This window comes from Stenotrophomonas sp. Y6 (assembly GCF_022436665.1).
Lineage (GTDB): Bacteria > Pseudomonadota > Gammaproteobacteria > Xanthomonadales > Xanthomonadaceae > Stenotrophomonas > Stenotrophomonas acidaminiphila_A.
On the sequence record NZ_JAKUKB010000008.1, the window covers coordinates 312,127 to 331,955 of the forward strand.

15 protein-coding genes and 1 pseudogene are annotated in these 19,829 nt (G+C 65.7%); 7 read left to right on the forward strand and 9 right to left on the reverse strand.

Going from position 1 to position 19,829, the window contains the following annotated elements; all coding sequences use genetic code 11:
* Positions 1–6: 6 nt before the first annotated feature.
* Complete coding sequence (locus MKP15_RS11270) at positions 7–777, reverse strand: class I SAM-dependent methyltransferase (protein WP_240212756.1); 771 nt, start codon at positions 775–777, stop codon at positions 7–9.
* Positions 778–1,319: 542 nt separating this feature from the next.
* Here MKP15_RS11270 and MKP15_RS11275 point away from each other — a divergent pair.
* The 4 genes from MKP15_RS11275 to MKP15_RS11290 all read left to right on the forward strand — a co-directional run bounded on the left by MKP15_RS11275 (position 1,320) and on the right by MKP15_RS11290 (position 7,894).
* Positions 1,320–2,726 carry a serine hydrolase domain-containing protein gene (locus MKP15_RS11275; protein ID WP_240212757.1) on the forward strand — a complete coding sequence of 469 codons (1,407 nt, stop codon included), beginning with the start codon at positions 1,320–1,322 and terminating at the stop codon, positions 2,724–2,726.
* A gap of 326 nt (positions 2,727–3,052) precedes the next feature.
* The gene (locus MKP15_RS11280) at positions 3,053–4,696 is read left to right on the forward strand and encodes a serine hydrolase domain-containing protein (RefSeq protein WP_240212758.1); all 1,644 of its coding nucleotides are present in this window, start codon (positions 3,053–3,055) and stop codon (positions 4,694–4,696) included.
* Positions 4,697–5,360: 664 nt separating this feature from the next.
* On the forward strand, positions 5,361–7,139 hold the full coding sequence (locus MKP15_RS11285) for an AAA family ATPase (RefSeq protein ID WP_240212759.1): 1,779 nt from the start codon (positions 5,361–5,363) through the stop codon (positions 7,137–7,139).
* The gene (locus MKP15_RS11290) at positions 7,136–7,894 is read left to right on the forward strand and encodes a hypothetical protein (protein WP_240212760.1); all 759 of its coding nucleotides are present in this window, start codon (positions 7,136–7,138) and stop codon (positions 7,892–7,894) included. Before MKP15_RS11285 ends, MKP15_RS11290 begins: the two co-directional genes overlap by 4 nt.
* 69 nt (positions 7,895–7,963) lie before the next feature.
* Here MKP15_RS11290 and MKP15_RS11295 read toward each other — a convergent pair.
* The 8 genes and pseudogenes from MKP15_RS11295 to MKP15_RS11330 form a co-directional block, all read right to left on the reverse strand.
* A pseudogene (locus MKP15_RS11295) lies at positions 7,964–8,367 on the reverse strand (integrase); the annotation flags it as partial.
* A gap of 79 nt (positions 8,368–8,446) precedes the next feature.
* Positions 8,447–9,184: a copper homeostasis protein CutC gene (locus tag MKP15_RS11300; RefSeq protein WP_240212761.1), complete on the reverse strand. Its 738-nt coding sequence runs from the start codon at positions 9,182–9,184 to the stop codon at positions 8,447–8,449.
* Positions 9,181–10,185, reverse strand: a complete 1,005-nt coding sequence (locus tag MKP15_RS11305; protein ID WP_240212762.1) for a N(4)-(beta-N-acetylglucosaminyl)-L-asparaginase — start codon at positions 10,183–10,185, stop codon at positions 9,181–9,183. Before MKP15_RS11305 ends, MKP15_RS11300 begins: the two co-directional genes overlap by 4 nt.
* Complete coding sequence (locus MKP15_RS11310; protein WP_240212763.1) at positions 10,182–11,225, reverse strand: glucokinase; 1,044 nt, start codon at positions 11,223–11,225, stop codon at positions 10,182–10,184. The genes MKP15_RS11305 and MKP15_RS11310 overlap by 4 nt, the downstream gene beginning before the upstream one ends.
* Before the next feature lie 53 nt (positions 11,226–11,278).
* On the reverse strand, positions 11,279–11,665 hold the full coding sequence (gene crcB, locus MKP15_RS11315) for a fluoride efflux transporter CrcB (RefSeq protein ID WP_161614414.1): 387 nt from the start codon (positions 11,663–11,665) through the stop codon (positions 11,279–11,281).
* Positions 11,666–11,732: 67 nt separating this feature from the next.
* On the reverse strand, positions 11,733–13,103 hold the full coding sequence (locus tag MKP15_RS11320; protein ID WP_240212764.1) for a replication-associated recombination protein A: 1,371 nt from the start codon (positions 13,101–13,103) through the stop codon (positions 11,733–11,735).
* 73 nt (positions 13,104–13,176) lie between these two features.
* Entirely contained in the window at positions 13,177–13,815 is a 639-nt protein-coding gene (gene lolA, locus MKP15_RS11325) for an outer membrane lipoprotein chaperone LolA (RefSeq protein ID WP_104938805.1), read from the reverse strand.
* 91 nt (positions 13,816–13,906) lie between these two features.
* Entirely contained in the window at positions 13,907–16,267 is a 2,361-nt protein-coding gene (locus MKP15_RS11330) for a DNA translocase FtsK (RefSeq protein WP_240212765.1), read from the reverse strand.
* 287 nt (positions 16,268–16,554) lie between these two features.
* On the opposite strand from MKP15_RS11330, the gene trxB reads away from it, so the two are divergent.
* Genes trxB through MKP15_RS11345 form a run of 3 tightly spaced genes read left to right on the forward strand, consistent with a single transcriptional unit; the run spans position 16,555 to position 19,586 of the window.
* The gene (gene trxB, locus MKP15_RS11335) at positions 16,555–17,532 is read left to right on the forward strand and encodes a thioredoxin-disulfide reductase (RefSeq protein WP_240212766.1); all 978 of its coding nucleotides are present in this window, start codon (positions 16,555–16,557) and stop codon (positions 17,530–17,532) included.
* Between the two features lie 24 nt (positions 17,533–17,556).
* A complete protein-coding gene (locus tag MKP15_RS11340) occupies positions 17,557–18,450 on the forward strand; it encodes a metallophosphoesterase (protein WP_240212767.1) in 894 nt (297 codons plus the stop codon).
* Positions 18,447–19,586 (forward strand): GNAT family N-acetyltransferase, encoded by a 1,140-nt coding sequence (locus MKP15_RS11345; RefSeq protein ID WP_240212768.1) that lies wholly within the window; start codon positions 18,447–18,449, stop codon positions 19,584–19,586. Before MKP15_RS11340 ends, MKP15_RS11345 begins: the two co-directional genes overlap by 4 nt.
* Positions 19,587–19,829: the final 243 nt, after the last annotated feature.

Here is a 19,829-nt window from a genome sequence, read left to right on the forward strand (position 1 = left end):
TCGGGCTCAGGCCGTTCCGCCTGCCGGGCGCGTCGCTTCAAAGGTGACGACCTGGTCGCCCTTCCGGGGGCGGCGACCGCGCTGGTAATTGCCTGAAACGGCCACGTCCGTGAAGCCGGCCGCGTACAAGGCCAGAGCGAATTCCTCGACTCCCCACCAGCGCAGCTTGAACAGGTCGAGCTCGGTCGCTGCCAGGTTGCCGTTCCGCCAGTGCTCATAGCGCAGGTGGGACAGGGTCGTCTGCGCGATGTAGTCGGTTTCGACCCGATGATCCGTCAGCGTCAACAGTTCACCTTCCCCGGTGGTCCAGCTGCGCAATGTGCCGGACGGGCCCAGGAAGCCGTCGATCGCGTCGAGGTCGAGGACCAGCTTGCCACCCGGCAGCAGATGCTGATGGAACCGCCTGAGCACGGCGCAGGCCGCCGCGGCATCCGTGATCAGCTGCAGGGAGCCGGCCGGGATGATGATCGCGGCGAACTTCCTGTCATAGGCGAAGTCCTCGAAACCGCGGCGCGTCAGGTTCGCGGGTACGCCATGCGTCCGGCATGCCGCGCGGCAGTAGCCCAGCATTTCCTCGGAGGTGTCGAACCCTTCGACCGCGAATCCGGCCTTGAGCAGCGGTACCAGAATCCGCCCGTTGCCAACCGCAGGTTCCAGCACCGGGCCTGCGCACTCACCAAGCAACTGCTGGTAGTACTCCACATCACCAAACGACCGGCCGACCGGCTTGTCCAGGTTGTAGACCCACGACGCGAGCCTTCCGTAACGATTTTCCATGCCACTCCCGTGCAGCCGCGCTGCGCTCCCGTTCGCATCTGGCCGCGCAGCATACCGTCGGGCAAGCGCGATTGCGCCCCTGCCACGTCTGCGGGGCCAGCGGCGCGGACCGGATTGAAACGGCAGGCAGGCGACAGGTGTGTCGAGATATGAAGGGGCCGCGTGCTCGTCCGGCGGTATGGGCTGGTTGTCAGATGCGGTGGCCGGTGTGGTGGATTTCGGCATCCATGGCATGGGGCGGGGCGGTCTCACGCCCTGGTGCCTCCGCAGCGCAGCCATCCGCAGCGAACAGGTCCGCGATCGCAAGCAGCGATGGAGTGGAAGACGATCGGCCGCGCCGGCCGCCCCGTTACCAGGCGCCAGCACTACGCCATGGCATCGTTCAGGGCGGATCATTTGACCGCCGTGCCGGCCTGCGGGTGCGGCCCCCAGCCGATGTCGAGCAGGGTGGGCGAGCCCGTCATGGGCGCGGGGGCGGGCAGGTTGATGGCACCGGACTTCTCGCCCAGTATTGGGCAAGGCGAGAAACGGATTGAAAGCGCATGGCAGGTACGGCAAGGCATCTTTCGATCCATCGCATCGGCGTGGCGGCCGCTCTCCTTCTCATCGCCTCGAACGCCGCTGCCACGTTGCCTGCCGAAGGGGCATTCGATGAATGGCTGGCGGCGTTCAACAGCGGCGACCGGGCCACGCTCCGCGAGTTCAATGAACGTCGCTTCGCCGACCCGGATCACAACCTCGACTATCTCCTCGATAGCCGCGAAGAGACCGGCGGGCTGGACGTGATCAGGATCGAGCGCAACGAGCCGACGGTCTTCGTGGCAATGGCGCAGGAGCGCAGCTTTCCGGCTTACCGGCGGATCACGGTCACCTTCGGCAAGGCCGGGGACGCGTTGCTGAAGGAAGTCAGGCAGGATCCGCAGCCGCTGCCGCAGGACAGGGCGCTGGAAGCACTGGATGCCTTCGCGGAACGTCTTGCGGACACCGACCGCTTCTCCGGCGTGCTGGTTGTCGAACAGAACGGAAGGCGGCTGTACGGCAGGGCATTCGGGCTGGCCGATCGCGAGAACAACGTGCCGGTCCAGCTCGATACCCCGTTCCTGTTCGCCTCCCAGGGCAAGATGTTCACGGCCGTCGCAGTACTGCAGTTGATCCATGCGGGCAAGATCAACTTCGATGATCCTGTCGGAACGTATTTGACCGACTACCCGAACAGGGAGATGGCGAAAGTCACCGTGCGGCAGTTGCTTTCACATCAGGGCGGAACCGGCGATATCGGCGTGTTGCAGCCGGAAGAGGCGGGCAATCGGGCCTGGGTCCGCACAATCGACGATCTCATGACGCTCAACGGCGATCGTGCCCCCTCTTTTCCCCCGGGATCGGCATTCGACTATTCGAACTACGGCTTCGTGCTGCTCGGTGCACTGGTGGAAAAGGTCAGCGGCCAGAGCTATTACGCTTACCTCGCCGAGCATGTCTTTGGTCCCGCCGGCATGACTGCGACTGGCTTCCCGGACATTGCGCACATGTCCGGTGTCGCCAACGGCTACACCCGGGGCGCCGATGGAAAGCTGGTCTCCAGCGCCAGTCTGCTGCCATGGAAGGGGACGCCTGCGGGTGGCGGGATTTCCACCGCCAACGACCAGGTACGCTTCGTGGATGCCCTCAAGAGGGGCAGGCTGATCCCGCCGTCCCTGTTGAACCAGGCCATCAAGCAGCAGACTGCATGGTATGGCTATGGCTTCGTTTCATCCGGGCCCGAGGAGTTTCCTCACTGGGGCCATGGTGGCGGAGCGGCCGGCAACAGCACGGCTTTGTCGGTCTATCCTTCCAACGACATGACCATGGTGTGCCTGAGCAACCGCGATCCTCCCGCTTGCGACCGACTCCTTACCCATCTGCATTGGCATTTGTCTCCGCCACCAACAACGCCAGAACAGCTGCGCTGACCGGCGTACGGGAGACGGTGGAAGCCCTGTGTCGCTGCGCCGGCCAGCGGTGCGTGGGGACGCGTACTTCTGGGGGGATGGGCTGTCGCACTTCATCCAGATCGCGAAGCTGACGGGGACTCGAACGCTACGTATGGGCGCGTGCAGCCGTAGCTCCCGACCCGGAGCTGGCAGTAAGAGAGGGGGAGCTTGCACTTCGCGAAGCCAGTAGGCCTCAACTGCATCCTGCATCACGCCTTAAAGCCCATTTACGGAGTCCAAGCCACACCATGAAAGCAAAGAACATCGGCATTTTCCTGACCGTGCTGTGGTCGATCCTGCCGGCGATGGCCTGGGCCGCCAGGCCGCAGGCGTCCGCCGATATCGCGGAGCTCAGCCGATGGCTGGCGCAGCGCCAGCGGGACAGCGGCGTGGTGGGTGTGTCGGCCGCGTTGGTCGTGGATGGAAAGATCGTGTGGAAACAGGGGTTCGGCTATGCGGATAAGAACGCCGGCATTGCCATGACCCCGGGCACCCAGGTCGGCATCGGCTCGGTGACCAAGACCTTCACCGCGTTGGCGGCCATGCAGCTGCAGGAGCAGGGCGTGGTCGATATCGACCAGCCGTTGTCCCGTTACCTGCCCGAGTTCCGTATCCGCACCCATGGCGAAGACCGCAACCAGGTGACGCTCAGGCGCCTGATCACCCACAGTTCCGGCGTGCCGACCGATGTTTTCCGCGACATGCGGAGCGATCAGGCCCGCTATACCGATGTGGTGACGCTGCTCAACCGGACCGCATTGGCGCATGCGCCCGGCACCGTGGGCCTGTATTCGAACGCTGGCTACAACCTGTTGGGGCACGCGCTGGTCAAGGCCAGCGGGATTGATTACCCGGACTACCTGAAACAGCGGATCTTCATGCCATTGGGCATGAACAACACCGGTTTCGCAGACGACCCGCATGCGGCCGGCCGCAGCAAGGCCTACGGGCCGGACGGTGCCGAGGCGGCGGCCTTCGAACTGCGCGACATCGCCTCCGGCGGCATCTATTCCACGGCGGAAGACCTGGCCATCTATGCGGCAGCCTTGATGGCCGCTTACCGCGGCGAGCGCTCTCCTCTGGCCAGGGAAGCCACGGTCCGGTCGATGTTCACCCAGCGCAGCGACATTCCGATCGACACCAACAAGAAGGGACTGGGGTGGTTCCTTTTCCGCAACGACAGCGGCTTCGCCGCCTACCATGCAGGCAGCACGTTCTATTCCAATGCCGCACTGCTGTTGATCCCGGAACAGCGGACGGCCGCGGTCATCCTGGCCAACACGGTGGGGAGCGATGCGGTCTGCGAGCAGTTCGCTTTCCGCTGGCTGGAGGCACATGGCCTTTCGGTGAAGGATATCGTCCCGCAACCCGCGCCGCTGCCCATATCTTCCAGCGTTCCGCGTTCACGGCATGCGGGCTACTACGCGCAGAAGAACGGCTACGCGAAAGTGGACGAAACGGAGGCAGGGCTGTCCATCCGGCGCGACGCGGAAACCTACCGGGCGATCGAGACTTCCCCTGGCGTGTTCACCGTGCAGGGTGCCGGCGAGGCGGACGGCGATCTCTACTACTTCCGCGATATCGGGCCGTACCACGTGCTGTTCTGGCGCCGGGGGCAGGGCGAGCGCCAGCTGGGCTACCGCATCGCGGACGACGCTCCCGGTACCCTGTGGAAGCAGCGGCTGGGCCGCTACCGGCCGTTCGGCTACACGATGCCGGGGTTCGAGAAGATCGCCGAGGCCGAGGTACGCCTGCAGGACGATGGCCTGCCGGTGCTGCAGGTCAGCTACAACACGGGCACGTTCACCTATCCATTGGTGCCGGTCGCCGCGGACGAGGCCCGGACCGGTGGGCTGGGACCGAGCATGACGGGCGATGCGGTGTCGTTCGGTACGGATGCGGGAGGTGAGGTTATGACTTACCTGGGATTGACCTTTCGGAAGGAGTGAAATGTGGCTGATCCCGCTGACTGGGCGGACTCCCAGGCGGAAATCTATGTGGAGGAAGCGCCCAATAGATGGTTGCCGCTTCACATTAACTAACGACGGCGGTTGCAACACCATCTGCGAACTATTTTTTTCATGACGAAACAGTGCTGTGGTCCACTCATTCAAGAGTTCGGGAAGCGGCGCGGACGATGGTCTGTCGATTCGCTTCACACGGTCGCCGCTCAGACCCCAAATAGCGATAAAGCCCAGAAGGTCGCGAGGTTGATTGATTTGTCAGCAGCCGCACTTGCCCGGATAAGGAATGGCATGTGGCAGCAGTGCTACGGTTACACAACACGCTGCACCATCCCGCTGAACTGCTGGCATAAATTTTGTTTCATACGATCCTTTTCCCGGTATACAAGGACGGACGTGTTAGGCGTGCCAATGGCCTACTTGGTCGCCGAGGATGAGGAAACGGCCGAAGCGATTCATTGCCTTGGCAATATGAGCGCGAGAGAGCGCGCTCAAGCAATGGAGTTGTTGCGAAAGCTCAAGAAATAGGTCCGGTCATCTGCCGCAGGATTGAGTGCAGACGGACTCTGCCGTCAACGTCTAAGGGTGCCTTTGCGGCGGCGCTTTTCGCAAAGGCTAATCGGAAAATCAAAGAAGGGGGGGCAATGGAATGGCTGTTCACATCTCAGATTTGGAAGTTCTTAACTTTCGGTCATGCATCTCGACTAACCTGCAACTGACTAGCTTCACGCCGCTGGTTGGGTTGAACAACTGCGGAAAGAGCAACTGCCTGACAGCATTGCAGTGGCTAGTTAGGAAGACCAAGCTAGGTTTGGAAGACTTCCATGACCCCGATCAACCTGTCCAAGTGACGGGGGCATTGATTGGCATTACGGATGCCGACCTGGAAGTCCTAGATAGCAAACACCGAAGAAAGATTGAGCCACACATACGCGATGGCATCTTGCACGTGCGCCGTGTTCAAGAAGTGCCGGGAGGTGATGTGGTATTGACGGTCTTAGACCCCGCAACCAACCAGTGGGATCCCAACCCGACGGGGATCGATAACGCCATTACTGCCCTTTTCCCAGATCCAATCCGCATTGGAGCAATGGAGAATGCAGAAGAGGATGCGAGCAAGGCGAAGACGACGACAACCATAGGCAAGTTGCTGGCGTCGATGCTGTCTGCCATTAAAGAGCAGCACGAGCAAACCTTGACTCCTCATTTGGCAGCCATTTTGGGGATGATTTCAGCTGAAGGCGGTGACCGTTTCGACGAGTTGGGTCGTATCGACGCGTCCATCAACGACAAGATCTCGGACCTGTTCCCTGGGATCAGCATCAAACTCGACTTCCCCGTGCCGGCTTTCAATGACCTGATTAAGGCGGGGACCGTCAAGGTCTACGAGGGTAACGGGCAGGGGCGTTCCTTTGGATTCTATGGGCATGGGGCGCAGCGAGCGATTCAGATGGCCATGGTCCGGCATTTGGCTGACTTGAAGAGAGGGGCGGCAGCCGCTGGTGGCGCGACCTTGCTCCTAGTGGATGAGCCAGAGCTGTTCATGCACCCCTTCGCCGTGGAACAGGTGCGTGAAGCGCTTCGTGCTTTGTCGGAGCTGGGGTATCAGGTTGTGTTCTCGACGCACTCCGCGCAGATGATTCTTGCCAAGGACGCGAAGAACGCATTGTTGATGACCAAGAAGCATCCTCACGGGACAAAAGCAAGGCCGCGCCTGCTATCCGTCATAGAACAGTTGGTGGAGAATCCTACCCACCAGATGCACCAAATCTTTAGTCTGACCAACTCTTCTCAGGTGTTGTTCGCAGACAAGGTGATCCTGGCGGAAGGAAAAACAGAGCTCCGGCTGCTCCCATGTCTCTTCCAGGCCATTGCAGGTAAGACGTTGGGCCAGTTGTCGCTGGCGATTGTGCCAATGAGCGGTGTAGCCGACACCAAGAAATCGATAGAAGTCCTCGCGGCTCTCGGTCTCCCAGCGTGCGCCATAGTAGATCTCGATTACGCATTCCGGCACGCGCAGGCGCATGGATTCCTGGCGGCAGATGATCCAGACATAGCCGCCTGCAGGGCAATCCTTGCGAGACTTGCTCAGAATGATGTCATCACACTGGACGCAAGCGGCCTGCCGAAGAAGGACGCGCGCGGTCCGGCATCTAGGGCATTTGAGGTCCTGGCCGGGGAGGCGTATGCCAGTGCTCACATCGATTCGTTGGTGACCAAGCTCCGAGATCAATACATCTGGCTCTGGAGTCGTGGGGCTATAGAGCCTCATGTTGGGCTCGGGCAAAAAACCGAACATGCTTGGCTCACTTGTCAGATTGATATTGAGACCAAGGGTGTGGACGCTACTTGTGCGGATGCATTAGGAATTCGGGCGATGGTGGATTGGCTGTCTCAGCTTCCGGTTGAAGTTGAGGAAGAACTATGACCTCCAAGATGCGTTCTGCTTTCATGCTGGACGATCCAGTTAGGCATACGTTGCTCACAGCGCATCGCTTCTATGTCCAACAGGCTAAAGATAGGCTGCTTTCTAGGTTCGGGAACATCTCGGCGGAGGCAGATGCGGCAGCAGACGCTCATTGGGAGGAGTCCGGCCGCAACTTCGATCCCGACATCCACGACGAGGGGGAGCAGGCTGAGGATGCGCAAAATCATGGAATCATGTTCTACGAGCTGCTCACAGAAATGCATGAGAGGACTCGCCTAAGCGTTATCGCCGGTATGTTCCATCACTGGGACAAAGCTTGGCGACGGCTCTTGGTGGATCAGCTTCGGCTACCCGGGTTTGTTATAGGTGTCCACTCGAGAAGAGTGATGTGGACGATGGATAGCTCGCAGCTAGAATCGCTAGTAGAGGCGCTTGGATGGAAAGCCGCAACGTTCCCAGGATATGCTCGCTTGGATGCAATGCGTTTGGTCGTCAATGTGTTCAAGCACGGTGAGGGACCCTCGATGGATGATCTTCGGCAGGCCTATCCGGAGTTTGTTCCTTTGGTAAATGGGTGGGTTAGGGCTTTTCCTGACGACTCCAGCATGAAGGTGACCGATACACATCTGGATGAGTTTGCCGAGGCTATCGAATCGTTCTGGTTGAACGTTCCGCGCGAGCTGAACTTCGACCCCACCGTGCCGCCGAAGTTGCCGAAGGACTTGGAGCGGGCACGAAGGAAGGACTTGGCTTAAGGGAACCCGGGTGGGATTCCCTTGCGGCATTGAGTGGCCAGCTTCTAGTTGGCCTAGCTCTCGATTAGATCAGGGGTAGAACTTCCGAGGGTCCGACAGCGCCGCCTTGAACTGCCCTGTCTGGTAGACCGGAAGCACCACGTCAGGGCGATACCTTTCCAGGACTGCGATCTGCTTCGTTCGTGCCAACGCGGGCTTCTTGTGGAAATACGCCTCATGCAACACCGGAACCCTTTTGCTGATGGAGTGGCTGGTAACCAATGCGATGTCCTCATCGGCCACCCCCATGTGATGCAGCTCCGTGGCAAGGGTGTGCTGGAAGGCGTGGAACCCGGCGCCTTTAGGAAATCCGAGCTCCTTCATGTATCTGCTGAACTGGTTGAGAACGCCTTGGCTGTAACGGGCGTTGGCGTCGCCATTGTCGCGTCGAACGCCGGCAGACAAGTGGGGAAGAGGCGAGGATGGCCACAAGCGCAGCAGCGAAGCCTTGGCAATTTCGCATAATGTATATTATGTAAAATTCAGATCAGCGACGCAGGCCAGTCCGCATGCTCACACCAGCTGGTCCAATGCCCGCCGCAATGCGCTCACCTGTTCCGCATCGGATTGGATCCAGTCGCTTTCCAGACCGATGAGCGCCGGGTTGTGGTGGCGCATGGTCGAGCGGCGTAGCGCCTTTGCCGAGGCATGGAGTTCGTTGCAGCCGCTGTGTCCGGCGATCGTCGCGATGTTCTGCGCATCCAGGCCGGCGCCGGCCATCAGCCCGATGCGCCCACCGGCCTGGGTGACCAGTTGCCGCAGCACGTGGCGGCCGGCCATGGCGCTGGCGGCGCCGCCGGAGCTGAGGACGCGCTGGCAGCCCAGGCCGATGATCGCTTCCAAGGCCGCCGGCAGATCACGGGCCGCGTCGAAGGCACGGTGGAACGTGGTGCCCAGCGGGCCGGCCGCCGCGACCAGTTCCCGGCAGAGCGCGACGTCGACGTCGCCGTCAACGGTGAGCGCGCCGATCACCACGCCATCGCAGCCCAGTTGCCGGCAGCTTTCGATGTCGCGCAGCATGATCTCGGCTTCCTGGGTGTCGTAATGGAAATCGCCCGGTCGCGGCCGGATCAGGACGAACAGCGGAATCCGCAGGCGGTCGCGGGCCACGGCGACACTGCCGCGCGACGGCGTGGTGCCGCCCTGGGCCAGGTTGTCGAACAGTTCGATGCGGTCGGCACCGCTGGCCTGCGCGGCCAGCGCCGAGGCGACCGAGTTGCTGGCGATCTCCAGCAGGCGGCGCCCGCTCATGTCTGCTCGCTGGTGTAGACCGAACGGGAATCCAGCAGCGTGTCCTGCCTGCGCGCATCGCAGACCGCGTACACGAAGCCGCGATGCAGGGCGTAGGCGCCGACGTCGCCGTTCCTGTCCATGGCAAGGAAACACACCTGCAGGGTACGGCTGGCTTCGGGGCGCTTGTGCACTACCCGCTCGATGGCCTCGCGGCAGGCGTCGGCCGGCGAGCGTCCCTGGCGCATCAGTTCCACCACCAGGAAGGAGGCCGCGTTGCGGATCATCTCCTCGCCCATGCCCGACGCCGTGGCCGCGCCGACGTCGTTGTCAACGTACAGCCCGGCACCGATGACCGGGCTGTCACCGACGCGGCCGTGCATCTTGAAGGCCATGCCGCTGGTGGTGCAGGCTCCGGCCATGTGGCCGTTGCCATCGATGGCGAGGATGCCGAGGGTGTCGTGGTTGTCCTTGTCGCCCGGGCGCCCGCGACGCTCGGCGTTGATCTGCGGCGCGTAGTGTTCGGTCTTCAGCCATTCGCGCCAGGCGTGTTCGGCTTCCGGGGTGAGCAGCCTGCGCCGCTCGAAGCCCTGCTGCACGGCGAACTGCTGCGCGCCCTCGCCCACCAGCATCACGTGCGGGGTCTGTTCCATCACCCGGCGCGCGACCGATACCGGGTGCAGGATGTCGCTCAGCGCCGCGACCGATCCGCAACGGCCATCGCCGGCCATGATGCTGGCATCCAGCGTCAGCACGCCATCCCGGTCCGGGTTGCCGCAGCGGCCCACGGTGGGGTTACACAGGTCACTTTCGGCCCAGCGGGCGCCCGCCTCCACCGCATCCAGCGCGCTGCCGCCGGCCGCCAATACCTTCCACGCGGCCTGGTTGGCGCCGACGCCGAAGTCCCAGGTGGAGACCACGCGCGCGCCATTGGCGGCCGTGGGCGATGCCAGCATGCGTGGCGCGGCGCCGGCGGTGGCCAACAGCAGCGAGGTCTGCAGGAACTGCCTGCGGTTGCTCATGACGTCTCTCCCGTGGGAATGCGGCTGCGGCCGCCGGCGTCCGCATGCCAGGCCAGCGCGCCGAGCACGCCGAGTTCGCCGTCGTCGATGCGCCACACCGGCACCCGCTGCAGCGCGGACGACAATGCGCCCTTGGCCAGGAAGCGCTGCTGGAACCCGCCTTCGTGCAGCCACGGGGCGAGATGCCCGGTGATGCCGCCGGTAAGGTAGACCGAGCGGGCGCCGAAGGTGAGCGCGAGGTCGCCGGTGACGCTGCCCAGCCACGCGCAGAACGCGCGGATGCTGGCCAGTGCGAGCGGGTCATCGGCGGAACGCGCCGCCTGCACCAGCTCGGCCGGCGTCTGCCAGCGCGGTGCCACGCCTTCGCGCTCGCACAGGCAGGCGTGAAGCGTCATCAGCCCGGGGCCGGACAGGATGCGTTCGCAGTCCACATGCCCATGGCGCTGCAGCAGCATGCGCAGCACGTCCAGCTCCAGCGCATTGCCGGCGCTCAGCGCGGCGTGCCCGCCTTCGCTGGCCAGTACCGGCGGCTGGCTGTTCTCAAGGCGCAGCGCCACACCCAGCCCGGTGCCGGGGCCAAGCACCAGGGCCGGGCTACCGTGGCCATGGGCGGGGTCGCCGGACAACGGGTGCAGCGCATTCCGCGCGACGTGGGGGATGGCCTGGGCCACCGCCACGAAGTCGTTGATCAGCTCCAGTTCGCCCAGCCCCGACTCACGCCGGGTGGCGGCCAGCGAAACCGGCCACGCCAGGTTGGTGTTGAGCAGGCGGTCACCCTCCAGCAGCCCGGCGATGGCCACCACCACGCGGCCAACCGGCGGCAGCGCGGGATCGGCGCGCAGGCCACTGGCGTAATCCTGCAGGATCGCCGCCAGGCTTGGATGTTCGGCGCAGGCGTAGCGGCGGAAACCGTTGATGCGGATCGGCTCGCCTGGTCGCAGGGTGGCCCAGCCCAGCCGGGCGTAGGTTCCGCCGACATCGGCACCGATGATGGTCGTTGCCGGTACCGGCTCGCTCACTCTACCCTGCTCTACCGGCATGTCGTCTTTCGATCGCTACAGATGGAAAGCGGATCATGCGTTGGAAAGCCGGTTCACGCCAAGGGGCGCAACAGTCGCCAGGTGGCCCAGCCCAACGCGGTCATCGACAGCGAGCCGGCCAGGTGCAGGCCCATGGTCGCCAGCGCCCAGCCCAGCTGCTGGCGCAGGAACAACTGCACCACCTCGGCGGAGAAGGTGGAGAACGTGGTCAGACCGCCGAGCAGGCCGGTCACCACGAACAGGCGCCACTGCGGCGCGATGTCCGGGCGTACCGCGAACCATGCCAGCGCCAGGCCGATGGCGTAGCCGCCGAGCAGATTGGCGGCCAGCGTGCCCAGCGGAACGGTGGAATGGAGCGGATTGAGCCATACGCTCAGGCCGAACCGCAGCCATGCCCCGATGGCCGCTCCGACGCCTATCGCCACAAAGGAAAGCCACATCGGCTGATGTCTCCTGTTGCTGTCATGGAAGCCGCGCAAGGTTGCCGGGCGCGGCACGGGGCGCCGCTCAGTCCTTTGTCGAGTCCCCACCCCTGGCCTGTTCGCGTGCCGCACGCAGCCGGTCGAGCTTTTCCTTGAGCTTGATTTCCAGCCCGCGCTCGACCGGCCGGTAATACACGCGCTCGCCCATCTCGTCGGGGAATGCGGTCTGGTCCAGGGCGATGCCGCCGGCGACGTCATGGTCGTACTGGTAGCCCTTGCCGTAGCCGAGGGTCTTCATCAGCCGCGTCGGCGCGTTGCGCAGGTGCAGCGGTACCGGCAGCGACCCCAGTTCGCCGACGTCGGCGCGGGCGGCGTTCAGCGCCGCATAGGCGGCGTTGGACTTGGCGGTACTGGCCAGATAGACCACCAGGTTGGACAGGGCGATATCGCCCTCCGGTGCGCCGATGCGGTCGTAGGCGTTCCAGACGTTGATCGCCATTTCCAGGGCGCGCGGGTCGGCCAGCCCGATGTCCTCCACCGCCATGATGGTCAGGCGCCGCAGCAGGTAGGACGGGTCGCAGCCGCCATCGAGCATGCGCGCCAGCCAGTAGATCGCGCCGTCCGGGTTGGAGCTGCGCACCGACTTGTGCAGCGCCGAGATCTGGTCATAGAACTGCTCGCCACCCTTGTCGAAGCGGCGGGTGCGGTCGGCCAGCACCTGCAGCAGGGTTTCGGGGGTGATCCGCCCGCCCTCGCCCGCCGCCAGCTCGGCCGCGATCTCCAGCAGGGTCAGCGCACGCCGCACGTCGCCGTCGGCAGCGCGGGCGATCTCCAGCAGCGATTCGCGGGAGACCTGGATGACCTCGCCGCCGAGTCCACGCTCGCCATCGTCCAGGGCGCGCTGCAGCGCTTCGGCCACGTCCTCGGGCGACACCGCCTCGAGCACGTGCACCCGGCAGCGCGAAAGCAGCGCGGAGTTGAGCTCGAACGACGGGTTCTCGGTGGTGGCGCCAACGAAAATGATGGTGCCACGCTCGATGTGCGGCAGGAAGGCATCCTGCTGCGACTTGTTGAAGCGGTGCACCTCGTCGACGAACAACACCGTGCGCCGGCCTTCGGCAAACCGCTGCGCGGCCTCGGCCAGCACCTGGCGCACGTCGGGCAGGCCCGAAAGGACCGCCGAGATCGCGCGGAACTCGGCATCGGCATAGCGTGCCAGCAGCAGCGCCAAGGTGGTCTTGCCGCACCCCGGCGGCCCCCACAGCACCATGGAGTGCACCCGGCCTGACTCGATGGCCCGGCGCAGCGCGGTATTGGGCGCCAGCAGGCGCTTCTGCCCGACCATTTCGTCGAGCGTGCGCGGGCGCATGCGTTCGGCGAGCGGGCGCATGCCCTCCCGGTCCGCGCTCAACAGGTCGGCAGGAGGGTCGGAGAACGTGTTTCTGGATCTGGCCACGCCGGCATTCTAGCGTGGCCGCAGGTGACGGCGACCGTCATTGCGCCGCACTACCGGGACGGGCCGGCTGCGTTCAACGCTCGCCGATGACGTCCACGTTGCTGGCCGGGGTGAAGCGGAAGGTGCCGGCGGCGAAGCCCGGGTTCTTCTTCCAGCCGCTGAAGTCGATCACCGTACGCTGGCCGACCGCATCGACCACTTCCATGCGGCTCAGCCCGCCCTGGCCGAAGCCGAGTGCGGCGTACTGGAAGCTGGCATCGGTTTCGCGCTTGGGGCTCAGCGACAGCCACTGCAGGCCATCGCGCGGAGCCGCCTCTTCGCTGACGTCGTACTGGCGTTCCAGTTGCGCCGGGTTGATCAGCGCGGTCAGCGGGCTGTTCTGCTCCTCCTCGCCCTGGCTGCGCACGGTGGCCTGCTCCAGGTCGGGTTCGTAGACCCACACCTTGCTGCCGTCGGCGACGATCAGCTGCGGATGCGGGCGGGTGTACTCCCAGCGGAACAGGCGCGGTGCGGACAGCGCGACGCGGCCGCTGGACGACTCCTTGAGCTTGCCGCGGGCGTCGAACACCTGCTGGCTGAACTGCCCGTCCAGGCCGCGCAGGCCGTTGGTAAAGGACTTCAGGTCGTCGCGCGCGCCGGCATGGGCGTCGGCGGCGAGACCGGCCGCGGCCAGGGCGACGGCAATCAACGTGGGACGCAGGAAGACGTTCATGGCGGTAGTCATCGATGGACGGGGGAATGGGCAGAGTCTGCCCGGCATAAACTGAATGGGCGGCAATCGCGATCGAATGCCGCCGCGGCACTCACTTGGGCGGCGGCGGTGCCAGTACGCTGCGGTCGCCGTTGTGCTCCGGCGCGCTGACCACGCCGGCCGCTTCCATCGCTTCGATCAGGCGCGCGGCGCGGTTGTAGCCGATCTTCAGCCGCCGCTGCACGCCGGAGATCGAGGCGCGCCGGGTCTCGGTGACGATGCGCAGCGCCTCGTCGTACAGCGGGTCGGATTCGTCGCCACCGCCGCTGGATTCGGGCAGGCCGGTGGCGCCGACCACCACCCCGTCGCCCATGGTCTGGACCTCGTCCAGCACGCCCTCGATGTAATCGGCCGGGCCGCTGGCCTTGAGGTGCTCGACCACCCGGTGCACTTCCTCGTCGGAGACGAACGCGCCGTGCACGCGGTCCGGCATCGCCGTGCCTGGCGGCAGGTACAGCATGTCGCCGTTGCCCAGCAGCGCCTCGGCGCCGGACTGGTCGAGGATGGTGCGCGAGTCGATCTTGGAGCTGACCTGGAACGCGATGCGGGTCGGGATGTTGGCCTTGATCAGGCCGGTGATCACGTCCACCGACGGGCGCTGGGTGGCCAGGATCAGGTGGATGCCGGCGGCGCGCGCCTTCTGCGCGAGGCGCGCGATCAGTTCCTCGACCTTCTTGCCGACGATCATCATCATGTCGGCGAATTCGTCGATGAAGATGACGATGAACGGCAGTGGCTCGAGCTGACGCGGCGCTTCGCCCATTTCCGGGTTGGGCTTGAACAGCGGGTCCATCAGCGGCTGGCCGGCGTCGATGGCGTCCTTGATCTTCTTGTTGAAGCCGGCCAGGTTGCGCACGCCCACCGCGCTCATCAGCTTGTAGCGGCGCTCCATTTCGGCCACGCACCAGCGCAGGCCGTTGGCGGCCTCCTTCATGTCGGTGACCACCGGCGCCAGCAGGTGCGGGATGCCCTGGTAGACGCTGAGCTCCAGCATCTTCGGGTCGATCATGAGCATGCGCAGGTCTTTCGGGCTGGCCTTGTACAGCAGGCTCAGGACCATGGCGTTGACCGCCACCGACTTGCCCGAGCCGGTGGTGCCGGCCACCAGCAGGTGCGGCATGCGCGCCAGGTCGGCCACGGTCGGGCGGCCGGCGATGTCCTTGCCCAGCGCCAGGGTCAGCACGCTGGCCGACTTGTCATATTCCTTCGAGCGCAGCAGCTCGGACAGGAAGATCATCTCGCGGGTGACGTTGGGGATTTCCAGGCCGATCACCGACTTGCCCGGGATCACGTCGACCACGCGCACCGATTTCACCGACAGCCCGCGGGCGATGTCCTTGTCCAGCGAACTGATCTGGCTGACCTTGATGCCCGGCGCCGGTTCGATCTCGAAACGGGTGATCACCGGGCCCGGATAGGCGCCGACCACCTGGGCGTCGATGCGGAAGTCCTTGAGCTTGAACTCGATCTGCCGCGACAGCGTTTCCAGGGTCTGCTCGTCGTAGCCCTTGGGCTGCGGCTTGGGGTCGTCCAGCAGGGCCAGTGGCGGCAGGTCCGAGCCGTCGCCATTGACGCCCTGGAACATCGGGATCTGGGTCTCGCGCTTGGCGCGTTCGCTCTTCTCGATGACCGGCACCGGACGCGGCTCGATCTTCACCGGCTCGCGCCTGGCGCGCACTTCGGCATCGACCTTGCGCACTTCCTCGCGTTCCTCGCGCAGCGCCCGGGTCTGCTGCCAGGCGCTGGCCTGTTCCTTCTTGCGGTCCAGCAGCGGGCCCAGCGCCAGCACCCACTTGCCGATCTTCTCCATCACCCAGAACCACGACAGGCCGGTAGCCAGGGTGATCGAGGTCAACAGCAGCACCAGCAGGAACAGGTTGCTGCCGACCGGGCCGAAGCCGCTCTGCAGCGACTTGCCCACCAGCACGCCGAGGCCGCCACCGGCGCGGGCGACATCGCCCGGCGGCAGGCGCAGGTAAAGGAAGCCGGTGGCGCCGATCAGGAAACCGACGATGCCGACCAGCCGCAATGCCGGGCCGAGGTCGTCGTTGTTGCCGCGGTCCTCGCGGTTGAGCCCGAACATGGCGATCCAGGCCACCGCCGCCAGCATCAGCGGAATCAGGTAGGCCACGTAGCCGAACAACTGCCGCAGCACGTCGGCGATCCACGCCCCCACCCGGCCGCCCATGTTGTGGATCGGGGCGACCACCGAGCCGGCCTGCGACCAGCCCGGGTCCGCCGGCGAATAGGTGAACAGGCTGGCCAACAGGTACAGCAGTGCCGGCGCGATTGCGATCAGCGCCAGGTCACGCCACAGCCTGTTGCGACGTGGATTGTCCGCGGCGGCCGCCTGCTTGCGCGCGTTGCCGCTCGGGCCAGCGCCCTTGTCACGTTCCGGGACCTGTTTCGCCACCTTGGACCAGACCTTAGAAATGCAGGGTTAGTGATTGATATTAAACGACACGCGGCCCCGTTTCATCCGCCCGATGCAGCGGGTGACGGGCACGGCAGCGAAAGGACATCGGCACGCATGCGGAGTGTCGGCGACGGGGGCGACCGTGGGTGCGGGCGGTCCGGTGGGCCGCGCAGTTCCATCACTGCGCCTTGATTCACCGGAGCCCGGTCTCCACTCTATGAGCGGTCCGGACGGTCGCCATGCAGCGCGATCGCGCCGCCAATCCCGACTTCCCGCGAGTATACATGAGCACTTCCAGCGCCCCGTCCCTGCCCACCCGCCACCACAAGCTCGTCATCCTGGGCTCCGGCCCCGCCGGCTGGACCGCCGCGGTGTATGCCGCGCGCGCCAACCTCAAGCCGGTGGTGATCACCGGCCTGCAGCAGGGCGGTCAGCTGATGACCACCACCGAAGTGGACAACTGGCCGGGCGACGCCCATGGCCTGATGGGGCCGGACCTGATGGCGCGCATGCAGGCCCATGCCGAGCGCTTCGATACCGAGGTGGTGTTCGACCATATCCACACCGCCGACCTGTCGCAGCGTCCGTTCACGCTCACCGGCGACAGCGCGCAGTACACCTGCGACGCGCTGATCATCGCCACCGGCGCCACCGCCAAGTACCTGGGCATCCCGTCCGAGGAGGCGTTCAAGGGCCGTGGCGTGTCGGCCTGCGCCACCTGCGACGGCTTCTTCTACAAGGACCAGGACGTGGTCGTGGTCGGTGGCGGCAACACCGCCGTGGAAGAGGCGCTGTACCTGTCCAACATCGCCCGCAAGGTCTACCTGGTGCACCGCCGCGACACGCTCAAGGCGGAAAAAATCATGCAGGACAAGCTGTTCGCCAAGGTCGCGGCGGGCAAGATCGAAACCGTGTGGCACCACCAGGTCGACGAAGTGCTGGGCAACGAGATGGGCGTGACCGGGGTGCGGGTGAAGTCCACCCAGGACGGCAGCACCCGCGACATCGCCGCGCATGGCTTCTTCGTGGCCATCGGCCACCACCCGAACACCACCCTGTTCGACGGCCAGCTGGCGATGAACAACGGTTACCTGGAAATCCGCTCGGGCCTGGGCGGCAATGCCACCCAGACCTCGGTGGAGGGCGTGTTCGCCGCCGGCGACGTGGCCGACCAGCATTACCGCCAGGCCATCACCTCGGCCGGCTTCGGCTGCATGGCCGCACTCGACGCCGAGCGTTTCCTCGACGCCCAGGGCCACTGAGCCCGGCCGTTCCGGCAGCCGGGCATGGACATGGTGTTCGCCAAGCAACTGCTGTTCCACGGCAGCTGGCTGGTGTTCCCGGCCATCGCCTGGCTGCTGTGGCAATGGCGCCGCCGCCGCCGATACCGCGCCGTGCTCGCGATCCTGCTGCTCGGCTGCGGCCTGTTCGCGTGGGCCCGCTTCATCGAGCCGCAGTGGATCCGCGTCGCCCATACCGAGCTGCGCGGTACCGGCATGCACGTGCGCATCGCCCTGGTCAGCGACATCCACCTCGGGGTCTACAAGGACCGCCGCTTCCTCGAGCGGCTGGTGGCGCGGCTGGATGCGCTGCCGGTGGATGCGGTGGTCATTGCCGGCGACCTGACCTATGAACCGCAGCGGCTGGTGCTGTCCGAAGCGTTCTCGCCGCTGTCGGCGCTGCGGGTGCCGGTCTACGCCGTGCTCGGCAACCACGACCAGCAGGCGCCGGGCCCGGACATCGATGCCGCGCTGCGTGCGGCTTTGCGCGCCAATGGCGTGCGCATCATCGAAGGCATGCGTCTGGTCGATGACGCCGGCATCCGCTGGGCCGGCCTGGGCGACCGCTGGGCCGGCAAGGACGCTCCGGGCTTCCTGCATCGGCCGCCCGGTCGCGCGCCGGCGATCGTCGTCGCGCACAACCCCGACAGCGCCATGGACCTGCTGCCGGGCGATGCCGCCATCGTCCTGGCCGGGCATACCCACGGCGGGCAGATCCGCATCCCCTGGCTGTACCGCAAGGTCATCCCCAGCGCCCACGGGTTCGACCGCGGGGAGCAGGTGGCAGCGGCGGCGGCCGGTCCGGTGCGGGTGTTCACCACCCGCGGCGTGGGCGAAGTCGGCCTGCCCCTGCGCCTGTTCAATCCGCCGACCATCGACGTGCTGCAACTGCGGCCATGACGTCTTCCCTGCAACTGCGCGTGCTGCCGTCCCTGGCCGAGGTAGGGGCGGCACAGTGGGATGCCCTGCACGACCGGCGCAACCCGTTCGTCAGCCACGCCTTCCTTGCCGGCCTGGAGCAGCATGGCTGCCTGCGCCCGGAATGGGGCTGGCAGCCCTGCCACATGACCCTGTGGCGCGGCGATGAACTGGCCGCCGCGGTGCCGGGCTACCTGAAGCACAACTCGCACGGCGAGTTCGTGTTCGACCATGCCTGGGCCGATGCGTATGCACGGCATGGGCTGGCTTACTTTCCCAAGTGGCTCGGCGCGGTGCCCTACTCGCCGGTCACCGGCCCGCGCCTGCTGGCCCGCGACGCCGCCGACCGGCGCCTGCTGCTGGAAGCGATCGCCGCGCATGTGCGCGCGCAGGGGCTGTCCTCGGCCCATGTCAATTTCCATGCCGCGGCCGAGGACACGGCCTTCGATGCGGACTGGCTGCGGCGCGCGGACGTGCAGTTCCAGTGGCAGCGCCGGCCCGGCTGGCAGGATTTCGACGGCTTCCTCGCGTCGATGGACCACAAGCACCGCAAGAACATCCGCCAGGAGCGCGCGCGGGTGGCGCGCAGCGGCATCGGCTTCCGCGTGGTCCACGGCGACGAGGCAAGCGCGGCCGACCTGGATGCGATGCATGGTTTCTACCTGCAGACCTTCGCCGGGTACGGCAATGCGCCGGCGCTGACCCTGCCCTTCCTGCGGCATCTGGCCACCGCCCTGCCGCGGCACCTGGTGATCTTCCTGGCCGAACAGGATGGCGAGCCGATCGCTGGCGCGCTGTGCCTGCGCGGTGGCGACACGTTGTACGGTCGTTACTGGGGCGGCGCCGCCCTGCCCGGCCTGCATTTCGAGACCTGCTATTACCAGGGCATCGACTATTGCCTGCGCGAGGGGCTGCAGCGCTTCGAGCCGGGGGCGCAGGGTGAACACAAGCTCGCGCGCGGGTTCCTGCCGACCCTCGTGCGCAGCCGGCACTGGGTCGCCGATGCGCAGTTCCGCCAGGCACTGCGCGAGTGGTGCGCACGCGAGGAGCGCGATGTCGCACGGTACGCGCAGGCGCTGCGGCGGCACTCCCCGTTCCGCGACGGCGACGGCGCATGAGCCGGGCAGCGCCTGCGTTTGTGCGTCCCGCGCCGCTTTGCGCGGCATTCCCGCCGGCGTAACCGGCGCTGGCCGGGCGGCCATTGGTGGCGGCCTGTCGCCGCGCACACGACGCGGGCACACCGGCGGAGCGTGGCGTTGCGTTGGCCGCTACGCCACGCCAGTGATCTGCGGCAGGCATCCGCCACGCATCGTGCCAACGGCTCGCGCTGCACGCCGAACCCACGCTGGCCGCGCGTGATG